Source organism: Nostoc sp. (assembly GCF_036917935.1).
Taxonomy (GTDB): Bacteria; Cyanobacteriota; Cyanobacteriia; order Cyanobacteriales; family Nostocaceae; genus Nostoc.
Window position 1 is genome coordinate 306,252 of sequence record NZ_JBALEL010000002.1, and the last position, 12,617, is coordinate 318,868.

General features: G+C 40.6%; 7 protein-coding genes. 5 read left to right on the forward strand and 2 right to left on the reverse strand.

Annotated features, from left to right (window positions below):
- Positions 1–69 precede the first annotated feature (69 nt).
- A complete protein-coding gene (locus V7K62_RS01590) occupies positions 70–204 on the forward strand; it encodes a hypothetical protein (RefSeq protein WP_334861012.1) in 135 nt (44 codons plus the stop codon).
- 133 nt (positions 205–337) lie between these two features.
- On the forward strand, positions 338–3,961 hold the full coding sequence (locus V7K62_RS01595; RefSeq protein ID WP_334861014.1) for a hybrid sensor histidine kinase/response regulator: 3,624 nt from the start codon (positions 338–340) through the stop codon (positions 3,959–3,961).
- 89 nt (positions 3,962–4,050) lie between these two features.
- Here V7K62_RS01595 and V7K62_RS01600 read toward each other — a convergent pair whose 3' ends face one another.
- A complete protein-coding gene (locus V7K62_RS01600) occupies positions 4,051–4,944 on the reverse strand; it encodes an ABC transporter permease (RefSeq protein ID WP_334861017.1) in 894 nt (297 codons plus the stop codon).
- Positions 4,945–4,969: 25 nt separating this feature from the next.
- Entirely contained in the window at positions 4,970–6,055 is a 1,086-nt protein-coding gene (locus V7K62_RS01605; RefSeq protein ID WP_334861019.1) for an ABC transporter substrate-binding protein, read from the reverse strand.
- Positions 6,056–6,402: 347 nt separating this feature from the next.
- Here V7K62_RS01605 and V7K62_RS01610 point away from each other — a divergent pair, with 347 nt between their 5' ends.
- The 3 genes from V7K62_RS01610 to V7K62_RS01620 all read left to right on the forward strand — a co-directional run bounded on the left by V7K62_RS01610 (position 6,403) and on the right by V7K62_RS01620 (position 12,555).
- Positions 6,403–7,968, forward strand: a complete 1,566-nt coding sequence (locus V7K62_RS01610; protein ID WP_334861021.1) for an ABC transporter substrate-binding protein — start codon at positions 6,403–6,405, stop codon at positions 7,966–7,968.
- Positions 7,969–8,107: 139 nt separating this feature from the next.
- On the forward strand, positions 8,108–10,402 hold the full coding sequence (locus V7K62_RS01615; RefSeq protein WP_334861023.1) for an ATP-binding protein: 2,295 nt from the start codon (positions 8,108–8,110) through the stop codon (positions 10,400–10,402).
- A 245-nt stretch (positions 10,403–10,647) separates the two neighbouring features.
- Positions 10,648–12,555, forward strand: coding sequence for a hybrid sensor histidine kinase/response regulator (locus V7K62_RS01620; RefSeq protein ID WP_334861025.1), 1,908 nt, complete (start codon positions 10,648–10,650; stop codon positions 12,553–12,555).
- Positions 12,556–12,617: the final 62 nt, after the last annotated feature.

Here is a 12,617-nt window from a genome sequence, read left to right on the forward strand (position 1 = left end):
TAGAGAGCCAGTCCACAAGGGCGAATGGCAGAGGTAATTAGCAAGCAGCTAATCCGTTGAGCAACATCTGTGGGAGCTAACTATCGGTCAGTTTGTCGTAGTAAGTCAACCACCGATGTCATTGCTAAACTCAGCTTGGTAGAGCAAGAAGCCGATGAAAGTAAACTTATTGTTGAGGTTGGTTTATTACCACTGGAAAAGTGAGTAACTTGATGTCATAAAACACCCAAATTCTGGCAATGACAGTTGCATCAATTAAAACTTTACGCAACAAACCAAAATCGTTTGACTGAGCGGTCACGCCCAAGTCAAAAATTTAAAATCCCAAATCTAAAATATGATCACAGATAACGAAATTCGCGAACAAGGATACATCTACTTTCTGGCTGAAGCCCCGGAATTAGTCCAAATTATTGAACAGGAACTATTTAGCTTATCGGAAGGTTATAGCATTGCTAAAGTTCATAACTTAATGCGGGCTACTCATACACTTAAAGGTGGTGCTGCTAATGTTGGGCTAGAAGTAATTAAAATGATAGCCCATTTTTTAGAAGATGTATTTAAGGCTCTGTATAATCCTAAAGTAGTAGTTGATGCCGAATTACAAACGCTTTTGTTACAAGCTTATGAGTGTCTGAGTATAGCATTAAATACCGAACTTATAGGCAGTACTGTTAATGATGAAGAACTACTACATCGAGCAAGTTCAGTCTTTGCACAGTTACAAGAAAAATTGGGTGATGCATTTGGTGCTGAATCTCATATTCCCACTTCTGAAGAATTGGGATTTGATATTGTGCAGTCAGTTTTTGAAGTCGGAGTAGAACAACGTCTAAACAGTATTGCTGACGCTGTTAATAATCCACCAAATAGTGACGAATTTATTGAGTTTTTACAGTCTCAATCTGAAGTATTTTTCGGCTTGGCAGAATCTTTAAATTTACCTGGATTGGGAGAAATTGCCCAAACAATTCTGTCAGCGCTGCAAGCAAATCCCGCCCAGGTGCAGCAAATTGCAGAAATTGCCCTTGCAGATTTGCAACAAGCACAAAAATTAGTATTAGCAGGCGATCGCACATCTGGTGGAGAGCCTTCTCCAGGTTTACGAAAACTCACAACAGTGGCAAATAATGAGTTATCTGAAGAATTGCAAAACAATTCATTTGCTAGCACATTTATCATCAATGAAGAACAATTTTACCAGTTTATCACTACATCCGATCGCAATAAAAACGAATCCGTCAATCCAACAACTGCTAAGTTTTATTTAAAAGTAATTCGCTACATTTTTGGCTGGTTTAACCACCAGATGCAAATACCAGAGCCAGAACTCAGTTTGACTTTACTGGTTCCCACATTAGAAATAAAAAGTCTACTTAATTATCTCAAAAATTGGCTGAAAAAGTTCATTGATTTTGTCCAAGATGAAGAAGATAGTCAAAGTCTTTGTATTTATCGACGTGGTATTATCTTAATTATCCTATTTGCAGTTGCAAAATTTCAATATTCTCTTAAACCATCTGACAGTTACCTCTCAGTAATTAAAATCCTACAGAACCAAATTCATAAATTAGCAAAAGAATATAAAAATTATCCTCCTGTTACTGGCGAAGAGAAAAATTGGCTTGATAGTCCCAAGTTACAAACACTGTTAGTTATTAAAGAGATATCTGTATCTCCTCAAGCAACTGATAACTTACTAGAAGCAATATGGGGAGAAGAAGCTAGCCAAAATATTGCTGCGGAAATCGTCACCACCCAGACTGATGATTCTTCCGAAAAGCTTGATTCATTAACTGCCACCGAGCAAGTAGTTATAGATGTTTCTGAAACAGCTATTGAAGTCATGCCCGATATAGCTACACAAATCAACAAAGAAATAGAAGATAAATCACAGTATGTTCAAACTAAGAATTTTCGCCAACCTTCATTTATTCGAGTAGATACAGAAAGACTGCAACACCTCAACTATCTAGCAGGAGAATTGCTGATTTATCAAAAACGGCGGGGATTACAAGATGAACAAGTCAAAGAAATAATTGAGCAACTAATACAGCAACTCACTAGACACCAAACAACTTTAAATGAATTACGTGATTTACCATTACAAATACAAAATATTACCTCACAACAAACGCAGAATTTTGCAGTAAATTTTGACTCTTTGGAAATGGATGTATATACAGAATTCCACATGAAATTGCATGAAGCAATAGAAGAGACACTGCAATTACAAGAAACCACAGAGTCTCTTGACTTGCTCGTGACGCAAGCTGCTCAAATTAGTGGCAAACAAGAGAATTTAACTCTTAATATTATAGATAGCTTAGTAGAAGCACGAATGTCGCCTTTGGGCAATATCCTAAATCGCTTCCCCCACATGGTAGATAAGTTGGGGAATGTTCATGCCAAACTTGTAAAATTGAAACTTTTTGGTACTGAAGTACTAGTAGATAAAGCGATCGCAGAAAAGCTCTACGATCCCTTATTACACTTAGTGCGTAATGCTTTTGACCACGGTATTGAAGCACCGCAAGTTCGCCGAGAGCTTGGTAAACCAGAACAAGGTTTAATTGAAATCTGCGCTTATCATCAGGGTAGCCAAACTGTTATCGAACTTCGAGATGATGGTCAGGGATTAAATTTAGACAGAATTCGCAGAAAAGCTGCTGAATTTCATCCTATACAAACTGAAGAAAAAACTAGGAGCTATGCTTCTAATCTGACTGAAATTGAACTTTTAGATTTGATATTTTCGCCTGGATTTTCTACTGCTAATAAAGTGAGTGAAATTTCTGGGCGAGGTATGGGTTTAGATATTGTGCGTACTCAGATGCACGCGCTCAACGGCTCAATTTCAGTACAATCCTTACCCAACCAAGGAACAATATTCATACTCAAAATTCCTTTTTCTATGACTACAGAAAAATTAATGCTAGTTCAAGCCAAAGGTGTTGTTTATGGTCTTCTTTTAGACAACATCGAAAAAATATTGATTCCCTCGGAACAACAGATTAAAGAAATTGAAGGGAAAAAATTCTTGCATTGGAACACAGATGATGATGAGAGTATGGTCAGCCTCCGTCAACTTTCAAAGTTGATTGATTATAATGATTCATTCTTGAATAGTGCTACTTCATACAACACATCAAATAGTCACGACCCAAGCATAGCAAAAAATCCGGTGCTTTTGCTACGACGAAATCAGGGAAAGGTTGCTTTAGAAGTTGACCAAATAATTGGTGAACAAGAACTAGTAATTAGACCTTTAGGAAATGCGATCGCACCGCCAAAATACATTTATGGTTGTAGTAGTTTAGCCAATGGTAATCTCATCTTAGTGATTGATGCTTTGTTGCTGGTAAAATCTACTGAAATCCAACAAACAACACTTCATATTAGGGCGCTACCAGTAGCTTCTTCGTCAAATACAAAAGCCTTGCCGATATCAGGGCATACTTTTTCATCTACACCATTACTTGCTACATCGACTTCTAGACCAGCTATAGAAACCCAACCCAGTTATTCTCAAGAGCCAGATAAGAAATCACCAAAAGTTGTTTTAGTAGTAGATGATGCAATTAGTCTCCGGCAAACTCTCTCTCTGACTCTGCAAAAATTTGGCTATCAAGTAATACAAGCTCAAAATGGTGTAGAAGCCTTAGAGAAGTTGCAGTCACATCCTGAAATTCAAGTTGTGATCTCCGATTTAGAGATGCCACGAATGAATGGTTTTGAGTTGTTGAGCAATTTCCGTCAACACCCCAATTTAGCAAAAATACCTGTAGTGATTCTGACTTCTCGCAGCGCTGAAAAACATCGGCAGCTAGCCCAAGAATTGGGTGCAAAGGCTTACTTGACAAAGCCTTTCTTAGAACATGAGTTTATCTCTACAATTCAGAAGTTAATTAACAGTAATACAGATGATTTCAACCATGTACTCACGGTGGCACATCATTAATAATTTTGGAAATGCCATCGTCTTAATTACCAGGTAGATTATTTGGATCTACACCTATAGAACGTTATTACAAGTAGGTGACGAAAACTTTAGCGTTTGGGTGTAGCTTCACCAAACTTAATTAAAAGTGCGATCGCAATACTAACAAGCAAAATTAACGTCATACTCAAGGCTGAACCAAATCCCCAATTTTGCGTTGCTCCCAGAAACTGGTTATAAACTAACCGCGCCGCCGTCATACTAGAAGCACCACCGAGTAATTCTGGATCGACAAAATCCCCCAAGCCGGTGATGAATACAAGCATGGAAGCAGCTGCAATTCCCGGAAAAATCTGCGGTACGGTTACTTGGAAAAAAGTTTCTACCGGATTTGCACCTAAATCAGCCGCTGCTTCTAGCAACCGCTTGTCTAGCTTTTCGAGAGAAGCATATAAAATTAAAACCATATAGGGTAACAAACTGTAACTCATGCCAATTAATACAGCTTGACTATTGTTAAGTAATTCCAAAGTAGGTAAGCCGAAATTGCTGAGTAAACTGTTCAATAAACCTGTAGGACGAAGAATTGTAATCCAAGCATAAGAGCGAAGTAAGGAGGAAGTCCACAAAGGTAAGACAAAGCCTAATACCAGCAAATTTCGCCAACGCTGTGGCGCTATCTGAGCAATCCAATAGGCGACGGGGAAGCCGAGAATTAAACAAACTATTGTAGTGCCAAACGCAAAAAATAGCGATCGCCCAATTACTTGCACGTAAAGGGAGTCAAATATTCGGATATAGTTTTTGAATCCGTTGGGATTGACCAAATCTCCCGGTTGGATGTCTGCAACTAAACTTAACTCGAAAATTATCAAAGTTGGCAGCACCAACAAAAGTAATAACCAAATCCCAGATGGTGCAAGCAGTACTAAGGGTTGGAGCCAATTTCCTCGTGGGCGATGCAATTCTTCTATTTTAGAAATATCACTTTTTTCCAAATTCATCACTCCTAATTCCTAACTCTTTTATTTAGCTGCTAGTTAATTGAGTCCAATAGCGATCGTAAACTTGTTCAAATTCTTCTACAGGAGTAACACGTTCACAATTTTTTAAAAGTGACTCTGGCGGAAACAAATTAACGTTATTTTGTACTCTTTTTGGCAATTGCTCGAATCCGGCACTATTAGGCGTAGAAATATTCAGGCGTTGACTGATTTGGGCTGCTATTTCTGGTTGCAAAATCATGTTAATCCAAGCATAGGCTCCAGCTTGGTTGGGGGCTGTTTTGGGAATTACAATAGTATCTGTCCATAATGAAGAACCACTGCGAGGAATCACATATTTGAGTTTAGGGTTTTCTTGAGAGATTTTTACTGCATCTGCTGAATAACACATTGACAATAGTAAATCTCCTGCGAGAATTTGATTTTGCCAAGCGTCGGTGTCAAAACGTGCGATCGCAGGTTTTAGCACCTTCAACTTTTCATAAGCTTGTTTGATTTCTTGTTCATTTTTTGAGTTATAAGAATAACCTAGCATCCGTAACGTTGCACCCATTACTTCCCGAACATCATTAAGCAAGGTTATCCGCTGATTAAGTTGCTCTTGATTTTGCCAAAGATAATCCCAGTCTTCTGGTGCATCTTTGATTTTTTCGGAATTGTAAAGTAAGCCTGTTGTCCCCCAGTTAAAAGGGATACTGTAGCGGTTATTGCGGTCATAACTAGGATTCTGAAACCGGGGAAATAAATTCTCTAGACCGATTAAGCGATCGTGATTTATTTCTGTTAACAAACCTTTGTCTACCATCTTCTGCACCATGTAATCAGATGGGTTGATGATGCTGTAAGTGCCACCGCCTCCAGCTTGCAATTTAGCTAGCATGACATCATTAGAATCATACACATCCGCTAGCACTTTCATGCCAGTTTGGGCGCTAAAAGTTTTCAGTAATTGGTTGTCAGTATATTGTGTCCAGGTAAAGACATAAAGTTGGTCACGTTGACCATTCGGATTATAATTAGCACGTACTTCAGCTAGCCTCCAGCCACAACCAGCTAAAGATAAGCTAGAAAGCGCTCCTACCCCTTTTAAAAATTGGCGTCTGTGAGTCATTAAGTTAATAGTCAATCATCTTTTGTGTTGTTGCCGATTGATTTTAGATATGCCTTTAATTGGAGTGCCCATAGCTAATTTAAAGATTAACTTAAGGGTATATGCTTGTGCAATTGTTAATAAGTTACCGCTATCAGCTAGTTTGAGACACAATTCTTAATCTATTTAATCAAGCTTGAGTTATAAAAATTAACAAAGCGATCGCTCGTAAAATTATCAAGGAAACCCAGTGTAGCAAGCTGAACTGCACTTCTGTACTAGCAAAAATTATAGAGTTTGTCCTTACCTTACCAGTTAAAACTGTGACAGGAGTTTTGAATTCATAACTGTAAGGAGGAATAATCCAAGTGTCTAATTGGCAAAGCTTTTGCTCTCAGTGGCAGCGAGTTCGATATTATTTGATTTTCCTGGTTGCCCTCTCGTTGAGCTTAGGGGTTCCAGGTTGCAGTTTTTCCCCACCCAATTCTCAAACAGCTTCATCTCCTCAACCCACCCAGATTAACCCGTCCATACAACGTTTTGACGGTGTGACGATTAATGTTATTACCCAAAAAGGGGTGCTGGATGTTGCACTTAATCGGCACATCAGTAAGTTTGAATCTCTGACTGGCGCAAAGGTCAATATGGTAGCTTTTCCGTTTGGAGACCTCTACCAGAAACTACAACAGGATTGGTCTAGCCGCACTCCTAAGTACGATATGGCAGTAATTCTTTCTAAATGGTTAATTGACTTTATCAATACCAACGATCTAGAAGATTTAACCAATCGGGTTCAGTCTGACTCGGACTTGCAATGGCAGGATATTGCTCCCATTTTTCGAGATGTGAGTGCAAAGTATAAACAGCGGATTTACGCGATACCGTTGGATGGTGATTTTCAGATGGTGTACTATCGCAGCGATCTCTTAAAAACCGCTGGATTAGAGCCTCCGACAACTTGGGACGATTATCTGGCGATCGCTAAACAGTTTTATGGCAAAGACCTAAATAATGATGGAGAACCCGATTACGGCTCTTGTATGGCAAAAGGCCCTCGCTTTGCCGGTTACTTGCTGTTTGCCTCAATTACTAGTTCCTGGCTGCAATCTCAGGGAACGGCACAAGGAATATTTTTTGATCTGGAAACCATGAAACCTTTGGTTCGCAATCCAGCGTTTGCTAAGGCGTTAGATATCTATAAAAAAACGATGGAGTATGGCCCGCCCAATGAAGCAAACTTGAGTCTCTTTGAAGAAAGACGACTGTTTACGAGCGGCAGATGCGCCTTGACCCTGGAATCGGGAGATATTGGCACATTAGCGATCAATCCGGCTACGTCGAAAGTAATTGACAAAGTAGGCGCTGTTGTGACTCCCGGCAGCACTCAGGTACTCGATCGTAAAACAGGGAAATTGGTAGCTTGCGATAAGTTTAACTGTCCATATAGCATTGCTGGGGTTAATCATGCACCTTTTACCGCCTTCGTGGGTTGGTCTGGTGTTGTCCATGCAAAGGCAGAACCAACAGTCAAGGATGCTGCATATTCGTTCATTTCCTATATGAGTCAGCCTGCTCAGGCAAATGTGGATGTCACTATCGGCGAGACAGGTATCAACCCTTACCGGATTTCTCAATTTAAAACTATTGATTCCTGGCTCAAAGCCGGGATGTCGCCCGATGCTGCCAACAACTATTTAGGTGCGATCGGTGTCAGCCTGAATAGTCCAAACATGGTTTTGGATCTCAGGATTCCTCATAACCAGCAATATCAACTGGATGTCCTCGATGCTGTTCTCGCTGATTTCTTAGCAGGTAAACTGACGACAGAAGAAACAATGCAGCAGATTGAACAGGGATGGGAGCAGATTACCAACAAAGTGGGGCGTGAGTCTCAACGCGCCGCTTACCGCGCCAGCCTGGGGCTAACCCCATAAAGAGGACAGAAAGAGAAATCTCCAATCCTTAATCCAACTGTTCATTTGAGAGATGAAGTGGGCATCTTAGAAATAATTCGGCATGATTATAATACACTGCCTATCTCAGTAGTTTGGGGCAGTAAAAGGAGCCACACGAGTGCAAAATTGGAACCTCAGCACAAAAATTATTGCTTCTTATTCAGTGCTAATCGCGGTGATGGCTGGGACACTAGCATCGGGGATGTACTGGCAGTTGTACTCTAGTCAACGGCAGGCAATCCGTAATCGTCTTTTGGCTATTGTCAGTCTCGCAGTTCCACAAATCGACAGCGATTATCACGGATTGATTGTCAAACCTAGCGATCGCACCTCAGCCTTTTACAAAATTAATCAAGATAGGCTTGTAGCAATTCAAGCAACCAGTAAAGATATTCAGCGTATTTATACGGTACGCCAGCAACCAAATAAAAAGTTTGTCTATGTCTTAAACTACGACCCTTCTGATCAAGGCAAAACTGTATTGATTGGCTTGGATTACAACGAGGAATTAGATGATTTGTATGCAGCCGTTGCCCGCAATGCACCGTTTGTTGAGCAGGAATTTCACCAAACTACAAATGGCCAAACCATTCTTTACGGCTATGCCCCAATTACCAATCTTCAGGGTCGGGTGAATGGATTCTTGGTGGTTGAACTAGACGCAAGTTCTGTAATTCGCCAGGAATATTCGGTAGCCGGATTTGCTCTGGTAAATTTTTTCGCTGTGTTGTTACTGACTGTAGTTTTAGTGCGTTGGTTGTCGCGATCGCTTGTAGTGGTGCCTATCTTACAACTAAATAGCGCCGCCAAGCAATTAGAAACGGGAAATTGGAATGCGACTCTACCGATCTATCGCACCGATGAACTTGGAGAACTCTCCGCATCTTTTAATAGCATGGCCAAACAGTTGCAAACCTCCTTTGCCACCTTAGAACAAAAGGTAGAAGAACGGACACTACAACTAGCAGAAGCAAAAGAGAAAGCCGATACTGCAAACCAAGCCAAGAGCGAGTTTCTCGCTAACATGAGCCATGAACTGCGAACTCCGCTCAATGGCATCCTGGGCTATGCCCAAATTCTCCAAAATGGTGAACCATTAACAGAAAAAGGTAAAAAAGGTATAGATATCATCTATCAGTGCGGCAATCATTTGCTCAATCTGATTAACGATATTCTTGACCTTGCCAAAATCGAAGCTCGGAAGTTGGAATTGTATCCTGAAGATGCGTATTTCCCGGCACTTCTCGAAGGCGTTGCCGAGATGATGCGCGTGCGTGCTGTTCAAAAAGGAATTCCCTTCACCTATCAACCTGATTCGGATTTACCTGTTGGCATTAAAGTCGATGAAAAACGTCTACGCCAAGTGTTGATTAACTTATTGGGTAATGCGATTAAGTTTACTGACGAAGGCGGAGTTACATTTCGCGTTAAATCTCACAAACTGAAAACTGGAACCTATCAAATTCGCTTTGAGATTCAAGATACAGGGGTCGGGATGTCGCCAACCGGACTCACGAAAATCTTCCAACCCTTTGAACAAGTGGGTGATGTCAAGAAACAAGCAGAAGGTACTGGACTAGGACTAGCAATCAGTCAGCAAATCGTTTCTATGATGGGTAGCACCCTGAATGTGGACAGCCAACTGGGACAAGGTAGCACCTTCTGGTTTGAGGCCGAACTTGCCGAAGCCAAAGATTGGGCAACAACTCTGCGAACAACTAAGCAAGGGAAGATTGTCGGATTTGAAGGCAGCAAGCGCCAGGTGCTGGTAGTCGATGACCGTTGGGAGAATCGCTCGGTTTTGGTTAGTTTACTGGAACCTTTGGGTTTTGTAGTGATTGATGTCAGCAATGGTCGGGAAGGATTGGACAAGGCGCAGGAGATTCATCCTGACCTGATTATTACAGACCTGATGATGCCAGAGATGGATGGTTACGAGATGCTGCGACAGTTGCGACAGATTCCTGAGTTACAGAATGTTCCAGCGATCGCTTCTTCAGCTAGTGTATTTGAAAGTAACCAGAGTGAGAGTATTATAGCCGGAGCCGATGCTTTTTTACCCAAGCCTGTAGAAGCCTCAGCGCTGCTGAAGTTGTTGGAAAAATACCTGAATCTGAAATGGATTTATGATCAAAACTCCATTGCTCTAGAGCCGATGAGTGCCAAATCAGGGGCAATGTCTGCATCCACCCCAGATGAGATCATTCCCCCGACCGATGAGGTTTTGTCGCAATTGCATACATTAGCATTGCAGGGACGCTTGATGGCGATCGAGCAACAGCTAAAAAATTTGGAAAAAGCAGGTGAGCAGTATCAACCGTTTATTAAAGCAGTACGTGAGTATGCAGATAATTTCCAGATTGAAAAAATCCGAGCATTTATTGAACAGTATCTTCCCAAGATTAAAAGTTAATCCACTAATTCCAGTCTTATCACAATACTGCTCGGTTAAGACTCGATCCCCCCAACCCCCCTTAAAAAGAGGGACTAAGAATGGCTTATTTTCCCCCTTTTTAAGAGGGACTAAGAATGGCTTATTTTCCGCCTTTTTAAGAGGGACTAAGGGGGATCTCCAATAACTATGCACCTTAACCGAGCAGTCCTGAGTCTAATCAACCTTTGTTATCTCATAACAGATTGTCCTTTGTATCTAAAGTTTTGAGCAATTTAGACATTGGAGTGGAAGCAGCCTGTCTCAAGCCTTGTTCTGTGTATCTTAATTACGATTTACGAATTACTATCATCACCATTTTTGCTATGACAGCATTCTCTAGAAATTCCATTACATTTAACAATCCTGTTACCAATCAGTTTGATAATGGCATTATCCTCATTGTCGATGATGTACCAAATAACTTGAAGGTGCTTTCAGATACTTTAGCTAATGCTGGTTTTGAAGTTGCGATCGCCACAAGTGGGGAAAGTGCGCTACAGCAATTGGAACATACTCCAGTGTCTTTGATTTTACTGGATGTGATGATGCCCGGGATGAATGGCTTTGAAACTTGTGAGCGCATCAAGGCGAATTTGACAACCCAAAATATTCCGATTATCTTTATCACTGCCCTGTCTGAATCGGTAAATAAAGTCACAGGCTTTGAACTTGGAGCCATTGACTACATTACCAAACCATTTCAACAAGGTGAAGTTTTAGCACGGGTGCGAACTCACTTAAAACTTAACCAATTGAGCCAGTCTCTTGAAGCCAGAAATACAGAACTGCAACAACTCACCCAGCAACTAGAGCAACGAGTTACTGAACGAACTCAGGAATTATTTGGATCGATTGAAACCCTGAAGCAAACTCAACAATTGATGCGCTTAGTGTTTGATACTATTCCACACTGGGTAGGGTGGAAAGATATCGATTCAGTTTATTTGGGCTGTAATCAAAGTTTCGCTGATGTACTAAACTTAAACTCGCCTGATGAGATTGTGGGTAAAACCGACTATGACTTACTGCTCAGCAAAGAAGAATCCGATTGCTTTCGGATGTGCGATCGCCGCGTCATCGAGTCTGGTATAGCAGAATTTCATATCATTGATCAATTGCAACGGCCAGATGGTCAGCAAGCTTGGTTGGATACGAACAAGATGCCTTTACGCGATGCTAAGGGAAATGTGTTCGGCATTTTATTTGTGACAGAAGACATTACCGAACGTCAGCAAGGACAAGACCAACTCAAACAACAAAAACAAAATCTAGAAGAAGCACTTACAGAAGTTCAGCGCACCCAAATGCAATTGGTACAAAGTGAAAAAATGTCGGCACTGGGAAATCTCGTAGCAGGGGTGGCACATGAAATCAATAACCCTATTGGCTTCCTGGGCGGTAATATTCAACCTGCTTTAGATTATATCAAGGATATGTTTGGCTTAATTGATTTGTATCAACAGGAATATTCTACTCCCTGTGGAATAATTCAAGACGAAATCGAAGCAATTGATCTCGATTACATCCGCGAAGACTTACCTAAGTTAGTGGGTTCTATGGAAGAAGGCGTGAAGCGGATTCGGGATATTAGTACTTCCTTAAGAACCTTCTCTCGTGCTGATAGCGATCGCCCCGTTGCCTGTAATATTCATGATAGTATTGACAGCACCATTTTGATTCTCAAACATCGCCTCAAACCTTCAGAAACCCACCCAGAAATTAAAGTTATCAAAGAATATGGTCAGTTACCATTAGTAGAATGCTTTGCTGGGCAATTGAATCAGGTATTTATGAATATTTTAGCCAATGCTATTGATGCTTTGGAAGAGTCAAACATTGGACAGAGCTTTGAAGAGATAAACATCAATCCCAATTGCATCACAATTATTACTCAACTTAATGATGACAAGCAAAAAGTAATTATTAATATTAAAGATAATGGGAAGGGGATGAGTGAACAAATTAAATTAAAAATATTTGACCATTTATTTACGACAAAAGCTGTCGGTAAAGGAACAGGATTAGGATTAGCGATCGCTCGTCAAATAGTTGAAGAAACCCACAGCGGAAAATTGAGTTTTAACTCTGTTCTGGGTGAAGGAGCAGAATTTATCATTGAAATTCCAGTATAATTTTTAGCTCTTGTTGGTAAACAACTCTAGATATGTGGGAATACTAAATCTGGAAATCTTAA

What these genes read in the sequence shown, in the direction of transcription:
- V7K62_RS01600 (WP_334861017.1), bottom strand. Translation starts at nt 4,944, where the DNA reads ATGAATTTGGAAAAAAGTGATATTTCTAAAATAGAAGAATTGCATCGC.
- V7K62_RS01595 (WP_334861014.1), top strand. Translation starts at nt 338, where the DNA reads ATGATCACAGATAACGAAATTCGCGAACAAGGATACATCTACTTTCTG.
- V7K62_RS01605 (WP_334861019.1), bottom strand. Translation starts at nt 6,055, where the DNA reads ATGACTCACAGACGCCAATTTTTAAAAGGGGTAGGAGCGCTTTCTAGC.